21 protein-coding genes are annotated in these 22,618 nt (G+C 77.2%); 10 read left to right on the top strand and 11 right to left on the bottom strand.

Going from position 1 to position 22,618, the window contains the following annotated elements; translation table 11 throughout:
- Positions 1-123: 123 nt before the first annotated feature.
- The 3 genes from ACGBYP_RS18970 to ACGBYP_RS18960 all read right to left on the bottom strand — a co-directional run bounded on the left by ACGBYP_RS18970 (position 124) and on the right by ACGBYP_RS18960 (position 3,078).
- Entirely contained in the window at positions 124-753 is a 630-nt protein-coding gene (locus tag ACGBYP_RS18970) for a LutC/YkgG family protein (RefSeq protein WP_411586651.1), read from the bottom strand.
- Between the two features lie 73 nt (positions 754-826).
- Complete coding sequence (locus ACGBYP_RS18965) at positions 827-2,308, bottom strand: LutB/LldF family L-lactate oxidation iron-sulfur protein (RefSeq protein ID WP_411586650.1); 1,482 nt, start codon at positions 2,306-2,308, stop codon at positions 827-829.
- Positions 2,305-3,078, bottom strand: coding sequence for a (Fe-S)-binding protein (locus tag ACGBYP_RS18960; protein ID WP_411586648.1), 774 nt, complete (start codon positions 3,076-3,078; stop codon positions 2,305-2,307). Before ACGBYP_RS18960 ends, ACGBYP_RS18965 begins: the two co-directional genes overlap by 4 nt.
- Positions 3,079-3,234: 156 nt before the next feature.
- Between ACGBYP_RS18960 and ACGBYP_RS18955 the strand changes: the two genes are divergently transcribed.
- Positions 3,235-4,047 carry an SDR family oxidoreductase gene (locus tag ACGBYP_RS18955; RefSeq protein ID WP_411586647.1) on the top strand — a complete coding sequence of 271 codons (813 nt, stop codon included), beginning with the start codon at positions 3,235-3,237 and terminating at the stop codon, positions 4,045-4,047.
- A 188-nt stretch (positions 4,048-4,235) separates the two neighbouring features.
- Positions 4,236-4,970, top strand: coding sequence for a hypothetical protein (locus ACGBYP_RS18950; RefSeq protein ID WP_411586644.1), 735 nt, complete (start codon positions 4,236-4,238; stop codon positions 4,968-4,970).
- Positions 4,971-5,040: 70 nt separating this feature from the next.
- Here ACGBYP_RS18950 and ACGBYP_RS18945 read toward each other — a convergent pair whose 3' ends face one another.
- Positions 5,041-6,444 carry an NAD(P)/FAD-dependent oxidoreductase gene (locus ACGBYP_RS18945; RefSeq protein WP_411586642.1) on the bottom strand — a complete coding sequence of 468 codons (1,404 nt, stop codon included), beginning with the start codon at positions 6,442-6,444 and terminating at the stop codon, positions 5,041-5,043.
- A gap of 153 nt (positions 6,445-6,597) precedes the next feature.
- On the opposite strand from ACGBYP_RS18945, the gene ACGBYP_RS18940 reads away from it, so the two are divergent.
- Complete coding sequence (locus ACGBYP_RS18940; RefSeq protein WP_411586640.1) at positions 6,598-7,215, top strand: alpha/beta fold hydrolase; 618 nt, start codon at positions 6,598-6,600, stop codon at positions 7,213-7,215.
- Here ACGBYP_RS18940 and ACGBYP_RS18935 read toward each other — a convergent pair.
- Entirely contained in the window at positions 7,212-7,760 is a 549-nt protein-coding gene (locus ACGBYP_RS18935; RefSeq protein ID WP_411586638.1) for a hypothetical protein, read from the bottom strand. The genes ACGBYP_RS18940 and ACGBYP_RS18935 overlap by 4 nt on opposite strands.
- 227 nt (positions 7,761-7,987) lie before the next feature.
- Positions 7,988-9,694, bottom strand: a complete 1,707-nt coding sequence (locus ACGBYP_RS18930; RefSeq protein ID WP_411586635.1) for a DEAD/DEAH box helicase — start codon at positions 9,692-9,694, stop codon at positions 7,988-7,990.
- A gap of 389 nt (positions 9,695-10,083) precedes the next feature.
- Between ACGBYP_RS18930 and ACGBYP_RS18925 the strand changes: the two genes are divergently transcribed.
- A complete protein-coding gene (locus ACGBYP_RS18925; RefSeq protein WP_411586633.1) occupies positions 10,084-13,032 on the top strand; it encodes a sacsin N-terminal ATP-binding-like domain-containing protein in 2,949 nt (982 codons plus the stop codon).
- A 90-nt stretch (positions 13,033-13,122) separates the two neighbouring features.
- On the opposite strand, the gene ACGBYP_RS18920 is transcribed toward ACGBYP_RS18925, so the two are convergent.
- On the bottom strand, positions 13,123-13,491 hold the full coding sequence (locus tag ACGBYP_RS18920) for a hypothetical protein (RefSeq protein WP_411586630.1): 369 nt from the start codon (positions 13,489-13,491) through the stop codon (positions 13,123-13,125).
- A 196-nt stretch (positions 13,492-13,687) separates the two neighbouring features.
- Positions 13,688-14,002: a hypothetical protein gene (locus tag ACGBYP_RS18915; RefSeq protein WP_411586628.1), complete on the bottom strand. Its 315-nt coding sequence runs from the start codon at positions 14,000-14,002 to the stop codon at positions 13,688-13,690.
- Positions 14,003-14,268: 266 nt separating this feature from the next.
- Here ACGBYP_RS18915 and ACGBYP_RS18910 point away from each other — a divergent pair, with 266 nt between their 5' ends.
- Positions 14,269-14,616, top strand: coding sequence for an STAS domain-containing protein (locus ACGBYP_RS18910; protein WP_411586627.1), 348 nt, complete (start codon positions 14,269-14,271; stop codon positions 14,614-14,616).
- A 65-nt stretch (positions 14,617-14,681) separates the two neighbouring features.
- The gene (locus tag ACGBYP_RS18905; RefSeq protein WP_411586625.1) at positions 14,682-15,077 is read left to right on the top strand and encodes a GNAT family N-acetyltransferase; all 396 of its coding nucleotides are present in this window, start codon (positions 14,682-14,684) and stop codon (positions 15,075-15,077) included.
- 311 nt (positions 15,078-15,388) lie between these two features.
- Here ACGBYP_RS18905 and ACGBYP_RS18900 read toward each other — a convergent pair whose 3' ends face one another.
- The 3 genes from ACGBYP_RS18900 to ACGBYP_RS18890 form a co-directional block, all read right to left on the bottom strand.
- Complete coding sequence (locus ACGBYP_RS18900; protein WP_411586623.1) at positions 15,389-16,252, bottom strand: DUF1206 domain-containing protein; 864 nt, start codon at positions 16,250-16,252, stop codon at positions 15,389-15,391.
- A 6-nt stretch (positions 16,253-16,258) separates the two neighbouring features.
- Positions 16,259-17,089, bottom strand: coding sequence for a DUF1206 domain-containing protein (locus ACGBYP_RS18895; protein ID WP_411586620.1), 831 nt, complete (start codon positions 17,087-17,089; stop codon positions 16,259-16,261).
- 125 nt (positions 17,090-17,214) lie between these two features.
- Complete coding sequence (locus ACGBYP_RS18890; protein WP_411586617.1) at positions 17,215-18,063, bottom strand: DUF1206 domain-containing protein; 849 nt, start codon at positions 18,061-18,063, stop codon at positions 17,215-17,217.
- A gap of 95 nt (positions 18,064-18,158) precedes the next feature.
- On the opposite strand from ACGBYP_RS18890, the gene ACGBYP_RS18885 reads away from it, so the two are divergent.
- From ACGBYP_RS18885 to ACGBYP_RS18870, 4 genes are all read left to right on the top strand, one after another.
- Positions 18,159-18,797 carry a hypothetical protein gene (locus ACGBYP_RS18885; RefSeq protein ID WP_411586614.1) on the top strand — a complete coding sequence of 213 codons (639 nt, stop codon included), beginning with the start codon at positions 18,159-18,161 and terminating at the stop codon, positions 18,795-18,797.
- 323 nt (positions 18,798-19,120) lie between these two features.
- On the top strand, positions 19,121-19,777 hold the full coding sequence (locus ACGBYP_RS18880) for a phosphodiesterase (RefSeq protein WP_411586611.1): 657 nt from the start codon (positions 19,121-19,123) through the stop codon (positions 19,775-19,777).
- The gene (locus ACGBYP_RS18875) at positions 19,774-21,315 is read left to right on the top strand and encodes an SIR2 family protein (RefSeq protein WP_411586609.1); all 1,542 of its coding nucleotides are present in this window, start codon (positions 19,774-19,776) and stop codon (positions 21,313-21,315) included. Before ACGBYP_RS18880 ends, ACGBYP_RS18875 begins: the two co-directional genes overlap by 4 nt.
- Positions 21,316-21,366: 51 nt before the next feature.
- Positions 21,367-22,614 (top strand): cytochrome P450, encoded by a 1,248-nt coding sequence (locus ACGBYP_RS18870; protein WP_411586607.1) that lies wholly within the window; start codon positions 21,367-21,369, stop codon positions 22,612-22,614.
- Positions 22,615-22,618 lie beyond the last annotated feature (4 nt).

Raw genomic sequence — 22,618 nt, 5'->3', positions numbered from 1 at the left:
CCCGGCCGGGCCGACCCCGGGTCGTCCGACCGAGCGCCTGTCGGTCCTGGCGGACGCGCGGCTGACCGGCCGGTGTCGCGGCGGCGGCGGCCGGTGCCGCGGCGGCCGGTGTCGCGACGCCGGTCAGCCGGCCAGGACGACGAACAGCTGCCGCGGGCCGTGCACGCCCTCGACCCGCTGCAGCTCGATGTCGCTGGTCGCCGACGGGCCGCTGATCATCGTCAGCGGCCGGACCGGGTCGAGCGCGGCGATGCCTTCGGGCACCCCGGCCACCACCTGGTCGGCGGTCACCACGCAGACCAGGCAGTCGGGCAGCAGCGACAGCGCCCGGCGTCCGCAGGCGGGGGAGCCGTCGAGCACCAGCGTGCCGGTCTCGGCGATCGCCACGGCGACCGCGGTGACGGCGGCGGCCCGGTCGGCGAGCTGCACCGCGGGCCGGTCGTCGTCGACGTCACAGCCCGCCGGGCGCCAGGCGGCGTCCAGGCCCGGGGCGACGACCACGTCGGCGGCCGCCCAGCCCTCGCCCAGGCCCCGGTCCAGCGCGGCGCGCACGGTGGTGCCGACGTCGTCCGGTGCGCAGCGGAGGACCGTGGCCCGGTAGTCCTCGACCCGGTCGACCAGCAGGTCGAGCCGGGCGGCGTCCGCGGGGGAGTCCCCGGCCCGCCGGTAGTCGCGGACCACCTCGGGAACCGGCGCGCGGTCCTCGCCGAGCGCCGTCTGGATCCGGGCGAGCACCTCCTCGCGGGCGCTCACCGGGTGCTCCTGGATGAGCTCGTGCTCTGCTCACCGTGGTGAGCAGAGCACGAGCACCGGCGGGTGGAGGTGCTCACTGGCCGTGCTCCTCGGTCCACTGCTGCACGAACGTGCGGGTCGGCGGGGTGGGCAGGTCGCGGCTGCGGGTCCAGCCGGAGACCGGCGGCGGGAACGCGGTGGGCAGCGTCGGCTTCCCCCGCGCGATCAGCCGGCCCAGCCGGGCGCCGCGCTGGGCGAGGTGCCAGAGCCGCGGGTGCGACATGACCCTGGCCAGGCCGCGGAAGGCGACCGCCTCGGCCGTGGGCCGCTCCTGCGCCTCGACGTGCTCGGCGCGCAGGTGCACCAGGATCGAGGGGATGTCGATCGCCACCGGGCACACCTCGTAGCAGGCACCGCACAGCGAGGAGGCGTAGGGCAGCGAGGCGTTGTCCTCGACCCCGGTGAGCTGCGGCGACAGGATCGCCCCGATCGGGCCGGGGTAGACCGAGCCGTACGCGTGCCCGCCGGTGCGCTCGTAGACCGGGCAGACGTTCAGGCACGCCGAGCAGCGGATGCAGTGCAGCGCCTCGCGGCCCACCTCGTCGGCGAGCACCGCCGTCCGGCCGTTGTCCAGCAGCACCAGGTGGAACTCCTGCGGGCCGTCGCCGGGGGTCACCCCGGCCCAGGTGGAGGTGTAGGGGTTCATCCGCTCGCCGGTGGACGAGCGGGGGAGCAGCTGCAGGAACACCTCGAGGTCGGTCCAGGTGGGCACCACCTTCTCGATGCCCATCACCGTGATCAGCGTCTGCGGCAGGGTCAGGCACATCCGCCCGTTGCCCTCGCTCTCGACCACCGACAGCGTGCCGGTCTCGGCGACGCCGAAGTTGGCCCCGCTGACCGCGACCCGGGCGCGCAGGAACCGCTCGCGCAGGTGGGTGCGCGCGGCCATCGCCAGCTGCCGGGGGTCGTCGGTCAGCTCGGGATCGACGCCGGGGATGGTGCGGGCGAAGATCTCCTTGATCTCGGCGCGGTTCTTGTGGATCGCCGGCACCAGGATGTGGCTGGGGGAGTCCTCGCCCAGCTGCACGATCAGCTCGGCCAGGTCGGTCTCGAACACGTCGAGGCCCACGGCCTCCAGCGCCTCGTTCAGCCCGATCTCCTGGGTGGCCATCGACTTGACCTTGACCACCTCGGTGGTGCCGGTGGCCTGCACCAGCGCGGTGACGATCGCGTTGGCCTCGTTGGCGTCGCGGGCCCAGTGCACGGTGCCCCCGCGGGCGGTCACCTGGCGCTCGAGCTCGACCAGGTGCTCGTCCAGCCGGGCCATCGTCGCGGCCTTGACCGCCTTGCCGGCGGCGCGCAGCTGCTCCCAGTCCGGCACCTCGGCGACCACCCCGGCCCGCTTGCCGCGGATGGTCGCGGTGGCGTGGCCGAGGTTGGCCCGCAGCTGGCCGTTGCGCAGCTCGTGCCGGGCGGCGTCCGGGAAGGACTCGGTGCCGCGCAGGTGGCCCACGCCCCGGGGTGCGGTGGGCAGGCCGAGGAAGACCGGCGCCTTCGGCGGGACGGTGGCGGTCACGCCCGCACCGCCGGGGTGGTCCGCTGATCAGGGGTCACGGCGTCCTCCGTGGACGCCAGGATCTCGGCCAGGTGGACGGTGCGGGTGCCGGCGCGCAGCCGGGACAGCCCGCCACCGATGTGCATCAGGCAGGACGCGTCGCCGGCGGTGCACACCTCGGCGTGCGTCGACAGCACGTTGGCCATCTTGTCGGTGAGCATCGCGGTGGAGGTGTCGGCGTTCTTGACCGCGAAGGTGCCACCGAAGCCGCAGCACTGCTCGGCCCCGGGCAGCTCGACCAGCTCGAGACCGCGCACCGCGCGCAGCAGCTGCAACGGCCGGTCACCGACCTCCAGCAGCCGCAGCGAGTGGCAGGTCGGGTGGTAGGTGACCCGGTGCGGGTAGTAGGCCCCGACGTCGGTCACCCCCAGCACGTCGACCAGGAACTGCGACAGCTCGTAGGTGCGGCCGGCCAGCTCTTCGGCGGCCTGCGCGAGCGCCTCGTCGCCGGCCCGCCGGGCCACCGCGGCCTGCTGGTGGTGGATCGAGGCCACGCAGGAGCCGGACGGCGCGACGATCGCCTCGCTGCCGGCGAAGGCCCGCACGTGGTTGGCCACGATGCCCAGCGCCTCGCGCCGGTAGCCGGTGTTGACGTGCATCTGACCGCAGCAGGCCTGCGTGGGCGGGACGACGACGTCCTGCCCGAGCCGCTGCAGCAGCCGGCCGGTGGCCATCCCCACCGACGGCGTCAGGGTGTCCACCAGGCAGGTGGCGAAGAGCGAGACCTTCATGGCGCCTCCCCGGGCGGCGGAACGGCGACCGCCCGCCGGGGACGCTACCCGCGCCGGGTCCGGCCTCCGGTGGCCGTGCCGGGCGGGATCGCGTGTCCTGGCCGGCCGCTGACACCGCCTGCATCCCCGGCCGCCGCGACGGGTAGCGCTGCGGTCATGACCCAGAGCAGCCAGCAGCAGCGCGTCGCCGTCGTCACCGGATCGGAGTCCGGCATCGGCCGGGCCACCGCCGTCGCCCTCGCCGAGGCCGGCCACGACGTCGGCCTCACCTGGTACCGCGACCAGGCGGCGGGGGAGGCGACGGCGGAGGAGGTCCGGGCCACCGGCCGCCGCGCCGAGCTGCGCCACCTCGACCTCACCCGGCTGCCCGCCGCCGCCGACGTCGTCGACGACCTGGCCGAGGCGCTCGGCGGCATCGACGTGCTGGTCAACTGCGCCGGCACCGGTGACGCGACCCTGCTGGTCGACACCGCCTACGAGGACTGGCTGCAGGTGCTGGACACCGACCTCAACGGCGCGTTCCTGTGCCTGCAGCGCGCCGCCCGGCGGATGATCGCCGCCGGCCGGGGCGGGCGGATCGTCAACATCACCAGCGTGCACGAGACCCAGCCCCGGGTCGGCGCGGGCGCCTACTGCGCGGCCAAGGGCGGGCTGGGCCTGCTCACCAGGGTCGCCGCGATCGAGCTCGCCGATCACGGCATCACCGTCAACTCCGTCGCACCCGGGGAGATCGCCACCCCGATGACCGGTCAGGAGGACGAGGACCCGACGGCGCCGGACAAGCGGCGTCCCGGCATCCCGGTCGCCCGCCCCGGCGACGCCCGGGAGATCGCCGCGGTGGTCGCGTTCCTCGCCTCCCCGGCAGCCGCCTACGTCAACGGCGCCTCCTGGCCGGTGGACGGCGGGATGCTGCAGATGGGCCCGATGGCCGGCTCGAACATGACCACCGACGACTGGCGCACCCCCTGACCGACGACCGGCCCGACGACGACCTGGACGCCGCCGCCGAGGCGCTGTACGGCGTCCCGCCCGAGGAGTTCGTCGCCGCCCGCACCGCCGCCCGGGACCGCGCCCGGGCGGCGGGGGACAAGGCCCTGGCCACCGCGGTCGCGGCGCTACCCAAGCCCACGACCGCGGCCTGGGTCTGCAACCTGCTGGTGCGCCGTCAGCCGGAGGAGGTCGCCCAGCTCGCCGAGCTGGCCGAGCTGCTGCGCGCGGCCCAGGTGGGCCTCTCCGGTGACCAGCTGCGCGAGCTGGGCCGGCAGCGCAACCAGCTGGTTGCCGCGCTCGCCCGGCAGGCCCGCGGGCTGGCCCACGCCGAGGGGCACGACGTGAGCAGCGCGGTGGCCGAGCAGGTCGAGGCCACGCTGCGGGCCGCGGTCGCCGACCCGGACGCGGGAGCCGCGCTGCGGGCCGGCCGGCTGACCACCGCGCTGTCCTACAGCGGGTTGGGCCCGGTCGACCTCGGCGGTGCGGTGGCCACCCCGGTGCGTGCGGCGGCACCGGCGCGCCCGTCCCGGTCCACCGGCCGCCGGGACGCCGAGGAGGAGCGCCGCCGGGCGGCGGCCGAGCAGGCGCGACGAGAGCTCGACCAGGCCCGCCGGGACGCCGAGGAGGCCACCACGGTGGCGCGGGACGCCGCGGCGGCCGCGGCGACCGCCGAGGCCGAGGTCACGGCGGCGGGGGAGCGGCGGGACGAGCTGCAGCAGCGGGCCGAGGAGCTGGAGCGGGAACTGCGCCGGGTCCGGCGGGCGGCTGAGGAGTCCGCGGCCGCGGTGCCCCGGGCCGAGCACCGCCGGGACGCAGCCAGGCGGCGGGCCGAGACGGCCGCGGCCATCCGGGACCGGGCCGTGGCCCGGGTGCAGGAGCTGGCCGCGGCGTCGGACGACTGAGCCCCGCACGGCCGACGGCCCGGCCCCCGCGGGTGCGGGGACCGGGCCGTCGAGCGGGTGGTGCGGTGTGTCAGGCGGACTCGCGCCCGGTGACGTCGACCTTCTCGCCGTAGTGGTGCCGGCCGCCGGTCTTGGAGACCTCGAAGTCCGAGCCGAGCTCCTCCAGGGCCAGCCGGCCGTAGACCTGCTGCTGGGTGGCGATGCGCTGCGAGCGCCCGCGGCCCAGGAAGCTGACCGCCCAGTGGAAGACCGTGTTGAAGCGGTTCTTGAAGCCCACCTGGTACATGACGTGCACCGCCAGCCACAGCACCCAGGCCGGGAAGCCGCTGAACTGGAACTTCCAGGTGTCGGCCACCGCGTCGAAGCGCGAGATGGTGGCCATGCTGCCCTTGTCGAAGTACTTGAACTCCGGCGCGGTGGGCCGGCCGGCGACGCGGGCCTTGACGGCGGCGGCGGCGAACTTGCCGCCCTGGATGGCCACCTGCGCGACACCGGGGAGGCGGTTGAGCGACATCATGTCGCCGACCACGTGGATCTCCGGGTGGCCGGGGAGGGTCAGGTCGGGCTGGACGGAGATGCGCCCGGCCCGGTCGACCTCGGCACCGGTCTGCTCGCCGAGCAGCTTGCCCAGCGGGCTGGCCTGCACGCCGGCGGCCCAGATCTTGGTGGCGGCGTGGATGCGGCGCTCGTGGCCGTCCTTGTCCTTGAGGACGATGCCGTCGGCGTCGACGTTGGTGACCATCGCGCCGAGCTGGATCTCCACCCCGATCGACTTGAGCTTCTTGGCCGCGGCCTCGCCCAGCTTGTCGACGAACGGGGGCAGCACCTTCGGCGCCGCGTCGAGCAGGATCACCCGGGCGCTGGTCGGGTCGATGTGCCGGAAGTCCTTGCGCAGCGTGCGGCGGGCCAGCTCGGCGATCTGCCCGGCCATCTCCACACCCGTGGGGCCGGCGCCGACGACGACGAAGGTGAGCAGCCGGTCGATCTCCTCCGGCGCGGTGGCCAGCTCGGCCAGCTCGAAGGCGCCGAAGATGCGGCCCCGCAGCTCGAGGGCGTCGTCGATGCTCTTCATGCCCGGCGCGAACTCGGCGAACTGGTCGTTGCCGAAGTAGGACTGGCCGGCGCCGGCGGCGACGATCAGCTCGTCGTACTCGTGCACGCTGGTGCGGCCGAGCACGACCGAGGTGACCGTGCGGGCGGTGGTGTCGATGTCGGTGACCTCACCGAGCACCACGCGGGCGTTGTCCTGGTCGCGCAGGATCTCCCGGGTGGCGGGGGCGATCTCGCCCTCGGAGAGGATGCCGGTCGCCACCTGGTAGAGCAGCGGCTGGAAGAGGTGGTGGGTGGTCTTGGCCACGAGGGTGATGTCGACCGGGGCCTTCTTCAGCTGCTTGGCTGCGAAGAGGCCACCGAAGCCGGAGCCGACGATGACCACCCGGGGCCGCCGTCCGGTGGACTGGGTTGCGGTGGTCACGCTGCCTCCTGATGTCGTCATGATGACTGTCATCCTCCCACTACTGCGTTCGATCGCGCGGCCGCCCTCTGCGTCCGGGGCGGCGTCGTCCCTCACACAGTCGGCACTCAGGTGAGCAGCCTGGAGGCGAACGGTGTTCCCACACCCGTGTGGGTGCCTGGTCTCGGTCTGGACGAACGGTCCTCCGCCCGGGTCCGGCGGCGCACCGGCGGGCGTGTCGTGCTGCTGCCCGGGATGGGCCGGCGGGGTCCGGTCGGGTCGCTGCCGGAGCTGACCGCGCGGCTGCAGGCCGCGCTGGGTCCGGGGCCGGTGCTGCTGGTCGGTCACTCGCAGAGCTGCCAGGTGGTGGCCGCGGTCGCCGAGCGCGACCCGCGGGTGGCCGCCGTCCTGCTGCTGGGCCCGACCACCGACCCGCGGCTGCGGCGCCCCTGGGCGCTGGCCGGGCGGTGGGTGCGCACCGCCCTGGGTGAGCCGTGGTGGCAGGCGCCGCTGGTGCTGGCCCAGTGGCTGCGCACCGGGCCGCGGGCGATGACGGCCCTGTGGCGCCGGCTCTCACCCGACCGGGTCGACGAGCGGCTGCGCCGGGTGGGCGTGCCGGTGCTCGTCGTCCGCGGGTCGCGGGACGCGCTGTGCCCGCCGGAGTGGGCCGCCCACCTGGCGGACGCCGCACCGCGGGGGCGGCTGGTCGAGCTGCCGGGTGCGGGGCACATGACACCCCACACCCGGCCGGACCAGCTCGCCGCCCTCGTCCGCGCGATGCAGGCGGTCTAGGCGGCGACGTTCTCGCGGGCCTTGTGGGCCTTGCGGGCGTTCTTCGCGGCCTTGCGGGCGGCCTTCTTGCGGGCCTTGGCCTTCGCCTCGCGGGGCGTGCTGCCGCCGATGGTGATCTGGGCGTCGCGGCCGGACAGGCCCTGGGTGATCAGGCCGACGCCGATGCCGAGCATCCACACGTCCTTGGCGATGGTCAGCCCCTCCTGGGTGGGGGCGACGCTCTTGCCCGGCTTGGTCATGCCCGGGGTGCGCAGGTAGAGCCCGAGCAGGCCGGCGGACAGGCCGGTGAGGGCCGCGCCGGCGACGGCGGCGGGGACGAACGGGGTGAGCAGCGCGGCGCCGATGACGATCTCGGACGTCGACAGCGCCTTCGCGAACGTCTTCGGCGGCACCTTGCCCAGGAACGGGTAGGTGCCGGCGGCGAAGCCGTGCAGGCCGGCGGCGGTGCCCTCGTCCGCGCCGCGCTTGCCGAGGCCGGAGTTCAGGATGAAGGCGCCCGTGGCGAGCCGGGGCGCGATCTCGCTGGGGGTGATGGGCAGACGCATGAGGACCTCACTGGCGACGGGGACGATGGAACTCTCAACATCATCGTCGCCCCGCCGTCGCCGCCGCGAGCGGGGACGGCCGTCCGGGATCAGCTCACCTGGTCGTGCGTGCTCCTGGCTCACGGCAGACGGTGAGCCAGGAGCACGCGCGGTGAGCCAGGAGGGGGACGGGCCGGTGGTGGCCGTCCGCAGGGGACGACCACCACCGGCCCGCGGTGGTGCTGAGGTCAGCGGCCGGTGCGGCCGCGTCCCCGGCCGGCACCCGAGGGCGCCTGGCCGGCCCGCGCGGCGAGCTCGGCCCGGGTGCGGGCCGGGCCGGCGGAGCGGGTCTGGCCGCTGCGCCCACCGGCCGACGAGCCGGACGACGACGCGCCGGACGCGCCGCCCCCGCCACCGCTGCGACGACGGCGGCCGCCGTTGGCGCCGCCACCGCTGCCCTGCGGCTGCGGCTCGGCCACCGGGGCCGGCTCGACGTAGGGCGCGGCCGGGCCGGTCAGCGCGGTGATCTCCCGGGCGCCGGGCTTGATCGCCGAGACCTCGGGGGTGATGCCGGCCTGGCGGGCCAGCGTGCGGACCTCGCCGGCCTGGTCGGGCGTGGCGATGGTGACCACGATGCCGCCGGCGCCGGCCCGGGCGGTGCGGCCCGAGCGGTGCAGGTAGGCCTTGTGCTCGGCCGGCGGGTCGACGTGGACGACGATCGCCACGTCGTCGACGTGGATGCCGCGGGCGGCGATGTCGGTGGCGCACAGCACCCGGGTCTCGCCGTTGCTGAACGCCTCGAGGTTGCGCTCGCGGGCGTTCTGGCTGAGGTTGCCGTGCAGGTCGACGGCCGGGACGCCGGCGGCGGTGAGCTGCTTGGCCAGCTTCTTGGCCTGGTGCTTGGTGCGGGTGAACATGACCGTGCGGCCCAGGCCCGAGGCCAGCTCCTGCACGATCTGCCCCTTGTCGGCGGCGTCGACCCGGAACACGTGGTGGGTCATCGTCGACACCGGGGCGACGGCCGGGTCGACCGAGTGCGTGGTGGGCCGGTCGAGGTAGCGCTTGACCAGGACGTCGACGCCGTTGTCCAGGGTGGCGGAGAACAGCAGCCGCTGGCCGACCTCCGGGGTGCGGTCGAGCAGGCGCTTGACGCCGGGCAGGAAGCCCAGGTCGGCCATGTGGTCGGCCTCGTCGAGGATGGTGATCTCGACGGCGCCGAGGTCGGCGTGACCCTGCTGGATGAGGTCCTCGAGCCGGCCGGGGCAGGCGATGAGCACGTCGACACCGGCGGCCAGGGCCTGCACCTGCGGGTTCTGCCCGACACCACCGAAGACGACGGTCGAGCGCATGCCCAGCGCGCGGGCCAGCGGGTCGACGACGGCGTTGACCTGGTTGGCCAGCTCGCGGGTTGGCACCAGGATCAGCGCACGCGGCCGCTTGGCCTGGCGCTTGCTGGTGGAGGCCGCGAGCCGGGCGACCAGCGGGATGGAGAAGGCCAGGGTCTTGCCCGAGCCGGTGCGGCCGCGGCCGAGCACGTCGCGGCCGGCGAGCGTGTCGGGCAGCGTCGCGACCTGGATCGGGAACGGCGCGGTGATGCCGCTGGCGGTCAGCACCTCGACCAGCGGGGCCGGGACGCCCAGGTCGGCGAAGGTGGCGTCGGTGGGCAGCACGGTGGCGTCGGCGCCCACGGGCACGACCGGGGCGACGGGCACGCGCTCGTCGGTGCGGGGCGCGGACTGCTGGCCCTCCGGGCGGGGGCCGGTGCCGCGGCCGCGGCCACCGCGGCGGCGGCGGGCGGCGTCACCCTCGGCGGCGGGCCCGGCCGGCGCGGCCGGGCGGGCCGGTGCGGCGGTGGGGCGGGAGCCGGCGTCGGCCGCGGGGGCGGTCGCCGGGGAGGTGGCGCGACGGCGGGGGCGGTCGGCGCCCTGGGCAGGGGGGAACGGGCTGGTGGTCATCTGGTGGTCCTCAACACTCCGGTGGCTCCCGTTCATCCACCGGGCGGGGCCGCCACAGGGGGCCACGTCGCTCCGGGTCGGACGTCGGGTCGCCGGCGCGCCTCGGTGGCGCAGCCTCGCGCCGACGTCGAGTCCACCTGCTCTCGGATGAGCGGGGGGCGGCGCCGGTGCCCTCACTCTGCCAGACGTGATCACCTCCCGGGCCGAACCGGGAAAGGAACTGGTCACACGGGGGTGGGCGCCCCGTCGCCGGCCGTGGCGCGCGCACCCGGCCTCCGCCCCGGCGCCCGGACTGTCGTGGCCGTCCGGACCCACCCCGTGCCCTGCCTCCCGCCGCTGCCCGGGGTGACAGCGCGCTGGGCCGACCGCGGGTCGGGCATGCTGCGCGCGTGCCGGACCCGACCGAACTGCGCCGCCGGGTGCTCGCCGCCTGGACCGACTCCCCGGCCCGCTTCCGGGAGGACGCCAACGCCGAGGAGGACCTCGTCCGCGGCGGCTACCGCGACCGGCTGCTCGTCGAGCTCGCCCAGAACGCCGCCGACGCCGCCGCCCGCGCCGGCGGGCCCGAGCACCTGCGCCTGGAGCTCGCCGGCGAGGAGCTGCGGGCGGCCAACACCGGCGCCCCGCTCGACGACGACGGCGTGCAGGCGCTGGCCTCCCTGCGGGCCTCGGCCAAGCGGGACGCCGCCGACAGCGTGGGCCGCTTCGGCGTCGGGTTCGCGGCGGTGCTCGCGGTCAGCGACGCACCGGCCGTGCTGTCCACCGGCCGGTCGGTGCGGTTCTCCGCCGCGGCGACCCGCGCTGCCGTCGCCGCCGTCCCCGCGCTGGCCGACGAACTGGCCCGCCGCGACGGCGCGGTCCCGGTCCTGCGGCTGCCGTTCGACGCCGAGGGTGCACCGCCGGCCGGCTTCGCCACCGAGGTCGTGCTGCCGCTGCGGCCGGGCGGCGCGGACGCCGTGCGGGCCGCGCTGCAGGCGCTGGACGCCGAGCTGCTGCTGGCGCTGTCCGCGCTGGGCCGGGTCGACGTCGTCGTGGACGGGGCCGTCCGCACGCTCACCTGCGCCCGGGACGGCGCCCGGGTCCGGCTCGGCGACGGCGCCCGGACGACGACCTGGCAGCTGGTGCAGCGCACCGGCGAGCTGTCCGAGGCGCTGCTCGCCGACCGCCCGGTGGAGGAGCGCGGTCGCCGCAGGTCCACGGTCACCTGGGCGGTGCCGCTGGACAACGACGGCGTCCCCGCGCCGCTGCCCGGCCGGCAGGTGCTGCACGCGCCGACGCCCAGCGACGAGCCGCTGTCGCTGCCCGCGCGGCTGATCGCCCCCTTCCCGCTGGGCCCCGACCGGCGGCACGTCACCCCCGGCCCGGTCACCGACGCGCTGGTCGCGGTGGCCGCCGAGGGCTACGCCGAGCTGCTGGCCGGCCTGCCCGCCGACCCGGCGCTGCTGCGGCTGGTGCCCGGCGTGGGCCTGGCCGCCGCCGCGCTGGACGCCGCGCTGTGCCGGGCGGTGCTCGACCGGCTCACCGCCACCGCCTGGCTGCCGGCCGCCGACCCGGAGGAGCAGCGGCTGCGGCCCGACCGCGCCGTCGCCCTCGACGACGCCTCCGACGAGCGGGTGGCCGCGCTGGTCGGCGTCCTCCCCGGGCTGCTGCCGGCCGGCTGGTCGCGGCGCGCCGACGCCCGGGCGCGCGCGGCGCTCGGCGTGCGCCGGGCGGGGCTGGCCGAGGTGGTCGAGGCCGTCCGCGGCGTGCGGCGGCCGGGGGAGTGGTGGGCCGGCCTGTACGCGGCCCTCGACGGCGCCGACCGCGACGAGCTGGCCGCGCTGCCGGTGCCGCTCGCCGACGGCCGCACCGCGCAGACCCCGGCCGGCGTGCTGCTCGCCGACGCGTCGCTGCCGGCCGACCGGCTCGCCCCGCTGGGCCTGCGGATCGCCGACCCCGCGGCGGCTGCCGGCCCGGCCCGGCGGGTGCTGGAGCGGCTCGGGGCCCGCCCGGCGACGGCGGCCGCGGTGCTCGCCGACCCCGACGTCCGGGCCGCGGTGGAGGTCTCGCTGGACCGGGCCGACGACGGCGAGGACGTCGAGCCGCTGGCGCGTGCCGTGCTCGCCCTGGTCGCCGCGGCGGGCACCGCCCCGGGGGAGCTGCCGTGGCTGGGCGAGCTCGCGCTGCCCGACGACGACGGCGGCTGGGCGCCCGCGGCGGAGCTGGTGCTGCCGGGCTCGCCGCTGGCCGACGTCCTGGTCCCCGGCGCGCTGGGCGTCCTGGACCCCGACCTCGCCGCCGGGCAGGACGCCGGCGTGCTGCGGGCGGTCGGCGTGCTGGACACCTTCGCCGTCGTGACCACCGCGGACCCCGACGAGCTCGACGTCGACCGGGCCGAGGAGTGGCTCGACGCCGTCCTGGACCGGCTGCCCGCCGACGCGCCGCCCCCGGACTGGCCCGCGCTCACCGCCGTCCGCGACCTGGAGCTGGTGCGCGACTGGGACCGGGCGCTGCCGCTGCTGGCCGCCCTGCCCGCCGCCGCCCGCGCCGACGTCGACCTCGGCGGCACCGTCGTCCCCGGCTACCTGCGCTGGTGGCTGCGCACCTCACCAGTGCTGGACGGCGTCCGGCCCGACCGGCTGCGGGCAGCCGACGGCGTGGAGTTGCAGGGACTGTACGAAGCGGTGCCCGAGCTGCCGCCCGCCGTGCTGGAGCTGCTGCGGCCCGCCGCGACCGTGGCCGACCTGCTGGCCGACGTCGACGACGCGGTCGAGCTGCTCGACCGGCTGGGCGACCCGGCGCGCACCGTCGGCCCGGCCGTGCTGCGCACCGTCTACGCCCGGCTCGCCACCGCGCTGGACGGCGTGGACGTCGAGCCGCCGGCGCGGGTGCGGGTCGCCCCGGACCGGGTCGGTGACGAGGCCGTGGTGCTGGACGCGCCGTGGTTGCAGTTCCTGGTCGACGCGCCGCTCGTGCCCGCCGGCGGTGCGCCGGAGGCGGTCGCGGACCTGCTCGACCTGCCGCTGGCCAGCGAGGTCGAGCAGACCCGGGTGACCAGCCGGGCTGCACGCACCGTGCCCTGGGCGGAGGTGCCCGGCGCCGGGCTGGCCGCCGCCCGGCTCGGGCTGGCCGAGCTGCCCGGGTCGGTCGCGGTGCACCCCGTGCTCACGGTCAGCGGCGGCCGCAGCGTCGCGTGGTGGCCCGGAGCCGACGTCGACGCGGTCGACGGCACCCCGGCGGCGCTGGGCCGCGCCCTGGCCTGGCGGGCCGGGGCGTGGCCGCTGCGGCAGGCGCTGGCCGAGGCGTTCGCCCATCCCCGGCGCGCCGCCGAGCTCGCCGCCGAGGACTCCGTCGGCTGAGCCGCGATCATCGGCGAGTGGCTGCCGGACACGCCGGCCCGCCTCACCACTCGCCGATGATCGACCGGCCCTCGCCCCCGTGCTGGGGCATCAGAACCAGCGGGGGGCCGCCTGGGCGCCGGGGGCGTGGCCGTGCCGGCTGTCGGCCCGCGGGCCGTGGCCCTCGCTGCGGCCGCCCGAGCGCGGCGCCGGCTGGGCGGCCTGCCACGTCTCGTACAGCGACAGCCAGTGCGCCGCGGTCAGCGCCGACGGGCGGGCGGTGGGCGAGAGGCCCGCGGCGTGCAGCCAGCGCACACCGCCGGTGCCGGGGAGCTGGCTGCGCAGTGCGGCGCCGAGGGCGGGCTGCCGGCCGGCGAGCACGCCGTGGACGAGCCGGTCGAAGCCGGTCCGGGCGTCCTCGGGCAGCTGGGCGCGGGCCTCGGCGGCGGGGCCGTCGACGGCAGGGGTGGGTCGTGACACGGGGTACCTCCAGGACGGGGTGGCGGCGGCCGGGCGGCGCGCCGGGACGAGCGGGGTGGTCGGCCGGTCGGTGCCGGCGGACGGCGCAGCTGCCCGGCAGCCGCGGTCAGCTCATCGGGGATGTGTCCGTGTCAGGAGCCCATGCCGGGGACGGTACGGACGGCGGCGCGCCGTCGTCCACCGGTTTCCCGAGCGGTCAGGACGGGGTGTCGGCCTGCCGCGTCTGCTCGCCGCGCCTGGCGGCCTGCCGCGCCTGGTGGGCGGCGAAGCGGGCGGCGTCCTTCTCGCGGGAGGGGGCGGTGCGCTCCCACTTGGCCTGGCGCCGCCGGGACCGGGCGAGCTCGCGGGCCTCGAAGTCGGGGTGCTGGTCCCAGCTGCTGGCCAGCTGGACGACGACCACGGCCGCGGCGCCGAAGATCAGCACGACGGCGCCCAGGATCGGGTCGACCGTGAAGGCGAGCACGCTCAGGACCACCCACGCGACCCCGGCGACGACGGTCCACTTCGACATGGGCACCAGTATCCGCCCCGTGGCTGTGCGGCCGGGTGCGGTGATCGTCACGGCTGTACCCGGGCGTGGGTGCCTGCGAACACGCCGACCCGGAGGGCTGTTCCGCTCGGCGTGGCGCGGTCCGCCACGCCGGGGGCCCCTTGTGCGCGACCGATCGGGTGCCTAGCGTTGGCGTCGCGGTTCAACCACCAGCCGCGACCGAGTGCTCGTCTGCTCGGCGCACACGGTCGGCCCCTGCTGCCGACCCTGGCCTGCCGGAGGTATGCATGACCGCACTCCCCATCGACCTCGACCCCACCCGCATCGACGTCCGTGCCGCTTCGTCGGCCGACGGCGCCGAGATCACGGTCAGCGGCGAGATCGACTCCACCACCGCCCCCGGGCTGCGCACGTGCCTGCTCGAGGTGCTCGACCGGCCCGGGACCACGACCGTCGACGTCGACCTCACCGGCGTGACGTTCCTCGACTCGGCCGGGCTGTCGGCCCTGGCCACCGCGCACCGCGCCGCCGAGGCCGGCGGCCGCACGCTGCGGATGCGCGTCGGCGGCACCCGCGCCGTCGTCCGCCCGCTGCAGATCACCGGCCTCTGGGACGTCTTCACCGTCATCGACTGACGGAGGACCTCCTGCCCCCACCACCCGCACGCCCCGCGGCGGGACCCTGCAGGAGGCCGGACGACGTGGTCGAGTACTGCTGGCGCGGCCGGTTCACCAACGCCGACGTCAACGCGCTGCACGCCGAGGGCTTCGGCCACCGCGTCCTCGACGACGACTGGGTCGCCCAGGTCGAGCGGTACAGCCTGGGCTGGGTGACCGCCGTCGACGACGGTGAGCTGGTCGGCTTCGTCAACGTCGCCTGGGACGGGGGCGTGCACGCCTTCCTGCTCGACACCCTGGTCCGCGCCGACCGGCGGCGGCGGGGGATCGGTGCAGCCCTGGTGCGTGCCGCGGTCGACGGCGCCCAGGGCACCGGCTGCGAGTGGCTGCACGTCGACTTCGACGAGCACCTGCGCGGCTTCTACCTGGAGCGGTGCGGCTTCGTGCCCACCGGCGCCGGCTTGATCGCGCTCGCCTGACCGCGCTCGCCTGACCGCGCTCGGCCGACCGGTCAGGGTGCCGCAGCCCGGGTCGAGCCGGGCGACCGGACCTCAGGCCGGGCCACGGCGCGGCTCCACCTCCGGTGGCGCGGGTCGACCCGCACCACCGCCCAGCCGTGACCGCCCAGCCGTGACCGCCCAGCCGTGACCGCCCAGCCGTGACCGCCCGGCCGTGACCGCCCGGCCGTGACCGCCCGGCCGTGACCGCCCGGCCGTGACCGCCCGGCCGTGACCGCCCAGCCGTGACCGCCCAGCCGTGACCGCCCGGCCGTGACCGCCCGGCCGTCGGGTCAGCTGGCCGGGTCGCGGTCGGGGTAGCGGGCCCGGGCGAGTGCGTAGACCCCGAACGCGGCGAACCCCACGGCCACCGCGGTGAGCAGCCACTGCCCGGTCGGGACGGCGCCGATGGCGTTCATCGCGCCGTCGAGCCCGGTCGCCGTCGACACGTCGGAGGTGGCCGCCGCGTACACCAGCAGCCCACCGGAGACGGCGAAGGCGATCCCCTTGGCCACGTAGCCCACCGAGCCGATGTGCTGGATGAACGGCTCGACCCGGTCCGGGGCGGCGTCGAGGTCGACGTCCCGCATGAAGCCGCCGGTGAACCCGCGCACCAGCGTGTACAGCCCGACCGCCACCACCCCGACGCCCACCGCGACGACCAGCGCTGCGCCGCCGGGGATGCGCAGCGCGTCGTCGGTCAGCTTCCGGAACCGGGCGGCGGCGTCGTACTCCGCGCCGACGGCGAAGAACAGCCCGGTCACCCCGAGCACCGCGTAGACGACGGCCTTGGCGCCGCACTTGGCGCACACGACCGCCACCCGCCGCCGGTGCCCCGGGCGGAGCAGCCCGGTCCACCAGCGCAGCACCTCGGCGGCCTGCCAGAACGACAGCGCGAGCATGCCCAGGCCGATCACCCACAGCAGCACCCGCCCGCCGGGGGAGCCGGCCACGGTCTGCAGCGCCCCGGTCTGGTCGGCGTCCTCGGTGCTGGGCTGCACGAACCAGGCGATCCGGAAGGCCAGCCAGCCGATGAGCACGTGCAGCACGCCGTAGGCGACCAGCCCGACCCGGGCCAGGTGGGTGAGCACCGGGTGGTCGGTGACCTCGCGGGCGCGGGCCACCGCGTCGTGCACCCGCTGCAGGACGGCGCTCACGAGGGCTCAGGTGCGCTCGGGGAAACGAGCCCGGAAGAAGCAGAAGACGCCGAACGCGGCGATGCCGAGGGCGACCACGGTGAGCAGCACCTTGCCGAAGGGGGCGTCGAGCAGGGTGCGCATGGCGCCGTCGAGCCCGCTGGCCTTGGCCGGGTCGAACGTGATCGCGGCCCAGCCGAGCAGGCCGCCCACCAGGGCCAGGGCCACGCCCTTGGCCGGGTACCCGACCTGGCCGAGCCGCTCGATGACCCGGCGCTGACCGGCGCTGGCCTGCGTGGTGTCGATCTCCTTCATGAAGTGCCCGGTGAGGCCCTTGCGCACGTGGTAGACGCCGACGCCGATGACCACGAGGGCGGCGACGCCGACGAGGAACCGGCCACCGGGCCAGCTGAACACCCCGGCGACCGTCGACTGCTGCTGGCCCGAGCTGGACTGCCCGCCGCCGGTGGCGAACCGCAGCGCGGTGACGGCGAGGAAGACGTAGACGACCGCCTTCGCGACCGCCTTGACCACCTTGCCGGCGGCCTTCTTCCGCGCGTCGCCCTGCGCCTGCAGCCCGGCCCGGTGCCGCAGCACCTCGGCCAGCTGCCAGACCGCCAGCGCGGCCAGCCCGACGACCAGCACCCACAGCAGCGCCTTGCCCAGGGGCTTCTCCGCCAGCGTCGCCATCGCCCCGGACTGGTCGGCCGACCCGCCGCCCCCGCCCCAGGCCAGCTGCAGCGCCAGCCAGGCGATGAGCAGGTGCACGACGCCGTAGGCGATCAGGCCCACCCGGGCCAGCCGCTCGAGCGCCTGGCTGTCGCCGGCCCGCTCCGCCGTGTTCCCCGAGGTGCCCATGACCGTCTCCTCCCGTCGCCGCGCGTTCGACGACCGCCGTCCCGCCACGGACGCCGGTGCTCGACGAGCACCCGCGGTGGCGCCGGACAGCCTCGCACGGAGGAGGGGCCGCCGCTGGACGACGATCAGCTGACCGGGTGCCGGGCCCGGGTGAAGCAGTACACGCTGAACGCCGCGAAGCCCGCCGCGATCGCGGTCAGCAGCCACGGGCCGCCCTGCGTCGACACGATGGCCTGCAGCGCTCCGTCCAGGCCGGTCGCCTGCTCGGGGTCGGAGGTCACCGCCGCCCAGCCGAGCACCACGCCCACGGCGGCGAACGAGACGCCCTTGGCGACGAACGCCGCCTGGCACACCCGCCGGGTCGCCCGGCCCAGCCCGGGCGGGAAGCCGTCGAGGTCGAGCTCGTCGAGGAACCCGGCCCGCCAGCCCTTCTGCACCTGGTGGACGCCGACGGCGACCAGGACCACGCCCGCGCCCACGACCAGCCACTCGCCGCCGGGCAGGGCCAGCACGCCGCGGGCCGACCGCTGCTCGTCGTCCCGCTGCTGGCCGCCGGTGAGCGCGGCGCGACCGGCCAGCCAGGTGAGCCAGCCGTAGACCAGCGCGCTGCCCAGGGTGCGCAGCAGCTGGAGCACCGCGGCCCGCCGCTCGGGGCCGGGGTCGGGGACGGCGCGCCGGTGCCGCAGCACCTCGACCGCCTGCCAGACCGTGAGCGCGGCGAACCCGACGGCCAGCAGCACCAGCAGCGAGCGGCCGGCGGTCGACCCGGCCAGCACGGCGAGGGCGCCGGTGGGGTCGGCGGTGCTCTCCTGCGCGCTGCTGCGCGGGCCACCGCTCCGCCAGGCGAGCTGGAGCACGAGCCCGGCGACCAGCAGGTGCACCACGCCGTACCCGGCCAGCCCGACGCCGGCCAGCCGACGGAGCGTGCTGCTGTGCGCCGCGTCGTGCACCGCGTCGGTCGTGCCCACTGCCACCCCGTCCCGGACCTGGTCCCGGTCCGCGCACAGGGTTCCACGCGCGCCCACGGAGCGCCCGCCGCCCACGGCGCGGGATGGGGGAGACTGGGGTGGTGACGAACGCCGTGACCGCCGGCCGGCTGGCCGGGACCTCCCCGTCGACCCCCGCCCAGGCCCGTCCCGCGTGGCTGCGCCCGGCCGCGCTGGGCGTCGCGCTGCTGGCCCTCGCCGCACTGGCGGCCGGCTGGTCCGGAGCCGGTCCGCGGCTGCTGCTCGGCCTGCTCGGCGTGGCCGCCCTGGTCCGCGGGGCCACCCTGCTGCGGGCGGCCCGCACCGGCGACGTCGACCGCACCGTGGCCGTCGCCGGCGCCGGGGCCGTCTGGCTCGGGCTGCTCGCCGGGGCGGTCGCGCTGCTGTCGGCCACCGCCACCGGCTGGGTCTTCGTCGCCGCCGCGGTGCTCGCGCTGCCCGCGCTCGCCGCGCTGTCCGCCGTCCGCCCCGCGGTCGCCGCCGCCGGTGCCGGGGTCGTCGCCGTGGCCGCCGTGCTGATCGCCGTCCTGGGCGGGGTCGACGCCCTGCTGGACACCGGCCGCGTCCTGGCCGTGGTCGTCGTCGCGCTGGCCGGCGTCGGCTACCTGGTCGCCGCCGTGCGCGCGGCCCGCGAGGCCGCCGCCCCGGCGCCCGCGGCCGGCTGCGGTGGCTGCGCGTGCAGCGCCGGTGGCGGCGGGTGCGGCGCAGCCGCCCTGCGCTGACCCGGCGACGGCCATCGGCCGTCCAGTCGTTCCCCGCACGACACGTGCCCGTCACGGGCGCTGCCTAGCCTCGAGACCGCGGCGGGCAGCCAGGTGTCCCTGGTCCGCCGGCACGTCGACGCCGGCACACCCCCGGCGGGCTGGGGAGGACCACCATGAGCGACACCATCGAGCGCACCACCTGGACCTGCGACAACTGCAGGCACCCCAACGAGGCGTCCCGACGGCGCTGCACCGAGTGCGGCACCACCCGCGACTGACCTCCGCGGCCCGACACACCGGGCGAGGGGTTACGCCGGCGCCGCGCTGGTGACCGGCAGGGCATGGCAGACCTCCTCGACGTCGCCGGGCGGGTGGCCGCCGTCCCGCTCGCCCTGCTCGCCCGGGCCCGCGGCGGCCGGCCGATGCACCCGCGCGGTGTGGTGCTCGCCGCGCGGCTGACCCGCACCGGCCTGCCGCGTCCCACCGGCGTCCCCTGGCTCGACGAGGCCGGCACCGACGACGTCCTGGTGCGGTTGTCCCGCGGCGCAGGGCTGCCGCCGCGGCTGCCCGACCTGCTCGGCTTCGCGCTCCGCGCCCCCGGCGAGCGGCCGGTGGACCTGCTGCTGTCCTCCTCCGGACGGCGTCCCTGGTCCCGCCGGGTGCCGGTGCTGCGCCGCGACCCGGCCACCACCTACGGGTCGATCATGGGCTACCGGAGCCCGGCCGGGCCGGTGCTGCTGGCCGCGGCGCCGGTGGCCGCCGGCGTCTTCGACCTCGGCGCGCGGGTCGGCCGCGGACCGGAGCAGCCCTTCGGCCGGGTCGAGCTCGGCGCGCAGACCGAGCCGCCGGACCCGCCGCTGCACTTCGACGCCGTGCTCCACCCGCCGCCCGGGCTGGTCGCCGACGGCCCGATGGCCCGGTTCCGGCGGCCGGCCTACACGGCGGCCCGGGCGGCGCTCGGCGAGCCGCTGGACGCCGTCCGGCCCCCGGCGCGGTGAGCGGGCACGTCTTCGTCGTCGGCGCCGACCTGATCCGGCTGTCCTGCGACGACGTCCTGGTGCCCACCGACCGCGGGATGCGCGTGGACGCCAGCTGGCTGCCGCTGCTGCCCGCCGGTGCGCTGGCCGCCTCCGACGACGACGGCGCCACCGTCGCCGGCTCCTGGGCGCCCGGCGCCCGGGTGCGCGAGGTGCCCGGCTGCGGCGAGCGGCGCGCTTGGCTGGTCGACACCGTCGAGCACGAGGACGACGGCGGCCGCGGGCTGAGCTGGCTGCTGGAGGGGGCGCACGAGGCGCTGGCCGCGGTGGCCCGGCGCCCGGTCGAGCGGCCCGCGCACGGCCGCGCCCGCCGGCTGGTCGGCCTGCCCGCGCTGGGCACCGGCTGGGGCGGTGCCGCGGGCCGGCGCGGGGCGCTGCTGCAGCAGCTGCTGCCGGTGCTGCGGCAGGCCGCGGCCGAGCACGGCTACGACGTCGCACTGGTGCTGCGCCGGCCCAGCGACCTGGCCGCCGCGCAGCGGGTGCGCCGCGCCGAGGGCGGGGGCTGGGCGCTGCCGGCGTCGCTGCGGCAGGTCGCCGAGGAGCTCGGTGCCCGCGCGCGGGCCGGCGAGCTGGCCGTCTTCCTGGGCGCGGGGGTGAGCGCGGCCGCCGGCCGGCCCACCTGGGAGGCGCTGCTCGACGAGCTCGCCGAGCGAGCCGGCCTGGGGGCCGACCTCACCGCCGGGCTGGCCGGGCTGCCGCCGCAGGACGCCGCCGCGCTGCTGGCCCGTGAGCTGGGCCGCGACGAGCTCGCCGCCTACGTGCAGCAGCGGTTCGGCCCCGGCCCCTACGCGCTGGCGCACGCCCTGGTCGCCGGGCTGCCGGTGCGCGAGTTCGTCACCACCAACTACGACCCGCTGGTCGAGCTGGCCGCCGCCGACGTCGGCCGGCCGCTGCGGGTGCTGCCCTTCACCGAGGCCGCACCCGGCGAGCCGTGGCTGCTCAAGCTGCACGGTGACGCCGCGCACCCCGACAGCATCGTGCTCACCCGCGAGCAGTACCTGGAGTTCGGCGACCACCGGACGGCGCTGGCCGGGGTGCTGCAGACGCTGCTGCTGACCCGGCACGTGCTCTTCGTGGGCACCTCGATGCTCGACGACGACCTGGTCCGGATCGCCCACCAGGTGCGCAGCGTGCTGGCCGACCCCGCGGCCGAGGCCCGGCGGCGCAACGGCACCGTGCTGGCCCTGCAGGAGGACCCGGTGCGCGCCCGGCTGTGGGAACGCGACGTCGACACCGTCGCGATGGGGGACGCCGGCGTCCCCGGACCCGAGGCGGCCCGCCGGCTCGAGGTGCTGCTGGACCTGCTGGGCTGCCTGTCCAGCCCACCCACCGGCTACCTGCTCGACCCCGCCTACCGCGGCCTGCTCGACGCCGAGGAGCGGGCGCTGGCGGCCGCGCTGGGCGACGTCGCCACCGCGCTGGCCGGCAGCTCCGGGCAGAGCTGGGCCGGGCACGAGGTGCGCCGGGTGCTGCGGGACCTGGGCCAGCAGGACCGCTGACCCCCGCGGGCAGCGCGTTTTGCCGGGGACCGGCTGGGCACCGGGGCTCCCATGACCCGCAGGCCCCGGCTGGACCAGTCGCTCCCCATGCTCGCCAAGGGCTACGCGTGGCTGCCCGACCGGCGTCGCGCGGCCGGCCGGGACACCGTGCGCACCCGGGTGATGTTGCGCCCGGCGCTGGGCGTCGAGGGCCCGGCCGGGGCGCGGTTCGTCTACGACGAGGACCACGTGCGCCGCAGCGGCGCGCTGCCCGAGCCGGTGGTCAGCACGCTGTTCGGGCACGGCGCCGTGCACACCCTCGACGGCGAGGCGCACCGGGTGCGCAAGGCCATGTTCGTGCACCTGCTGATGGGGGAGGGCGTCGCCGCGCTGGTCGACCGGGTCGCCGGCGCCTGGGACGACGCCACGCACCGCTGGGCCCGGCAGGAGACGGTGGTGCTCTTCGACGAGGCCGCCCGGGTGCTCACCCGCGGGGTGTGCGACTGGGCCGCCGTCCCGCTGACCGACGACGAGCTGCCGGCGCTGGTCCGTGACCTCACCACGCTGGTCGACGGCTTCGCCACCGGCGCCCCGCGGCACTGGCGGGCCCGCCGGGTCCGGCAGCGCCGGGAGGCGTGGCTGGCCGGGATCGTCGAGGACGTCCGCTCCGGCGCCCGGGCGGTGCCGGCGGGCTCGGTGCTGGCCACGGTCGCTTCGCACCGCGACTCCGACGGTGAGCTGCTCGAGCCCCGGGTCGCCGCGGTCGAGGTGCTCAACGTCATCCGGCCGACCGTGGCCGTCTGCTGGTTCGTGGCCTTCAGCGCGCACGCCCTGCACCGCTGGCCGCAGCACCGCGCGCGGCTGCGCGCCGGCGACGCCGCCTTCGCCGAGGCGTTCGCCCACGAGGTGCGCCGCTTCTACCCGTTCGCGCCGTTCATCGGCGGCCGCTCCCCGCGCGAGGTCGAGTGGGACGGCGAGACGGTGCCGGCCGGGTCGATGGTGCTGCTGGACCTGTGGGGCACCGACCACGACCCGCAGCTGTTCCCCGAGCCCTACGCCTTCCGCCCCGAGCGGTTCCTCGCCGGCGACGAGGTGCGCGAGATCGGTGCCTGGGAGCTCGTGCCGCAGGGCGCCGGCGACCCGCGCACCGGCCACCGCTGCCCGGGGGAGGACATCACCGTCGCGCTGCTGTCGGCCCTCGCCGTCCGGCTCGCCCGGCTGGAGTACGAGGTGCCCCCGCAGGACCTGGCCATCTCGCTGTCCCGGATCCCGGCCCGGCCCGCCAGCGGCGTGGTGCTGTCCGGCGTCCGGACCGGCTGAGCCG

This window comes from Modestobacter sp. SSW1-42 (assembly GCF_046635825.1).
Lineage (GTDB): Bacteria > Actinomycetota > Actinomycetes > Mycobacteriales > Geodermatophilaceae > Modestobacter.
This window is presented reverse-complemented; position numbering and strand designations above follow the sequence as displayed.

Excerpts from the sequence above, each read along its gene's own strand:
- ACGBYP_RS18960 (WP_411586648.1), bottom strand. The coding sequence starts at position 3,078 with ATGAAGGTCTCGCTCTTCGCCACCTGCCTGGTGGACACCCTGACGCCG.
- ACGBYP_RS18955 (WP_411586647.1), top strand. The coding sequence starts at position 3,235 with ATGACCCAGAGCAGCCAGCAGCAGCGCGTCGCCGTCGTCACCGGATCG.
- ACGBYP_RS18935 (WP_411586638.1), bottom strand. The coding sequence starts at position 7,760 with ATGCGTCTGCCCATCACCCCCAGCGAGATCGCGCCCCGGCTCGCCACG.
- ACGBYP_RS18930 (WP_411586635.1), bottom strand. The coding sequence starts at position 9,694 with ATGACCACCAGCCCGTTCCCCCCTGCCCAGGGCGCCGACCGCCCCCGC.
- ACGBYP_RS18915 (WP_411586628.1), bottom strand. The coding sequence starts at position 14,002 with ATGTCGAAGTGGACCGTCGTCGCCGGGGTCGCGTGGGTGGTCCTGAGC.
- ACGBYP_RS18910 (WP_411586627.1), top strand. The coding sequence starts at position 14,269 with ATGACCGCACTCCCCATCGACCTCGACCCCACCCGCATCGACGTCCGT.
- ACGBYP_RS18895 (WP_411586620.1), bottom strand. The coding sequence starts at position 17,089 with ATGGGCACCTCGGGGAACACGGCGGAGCGGGCCGGCGACAGCCAGGCG.
- ACGBYP_RS18880 (WP_411586611.1), top strand. The coding sequence starts at position 19,121 with ATGGCAGACCTCCTCGACGTCGCCGGGCGGGTGGCCGCCGTCCCGCTC.
- ACGBYP_RS18870 (WP_411586607.1), top strand. The coding sequence starts at position 21,367 with ATGACCCGCAGGCCCCGGCTGGACCAGTCGCTCCCCATGCTCGCCAAG.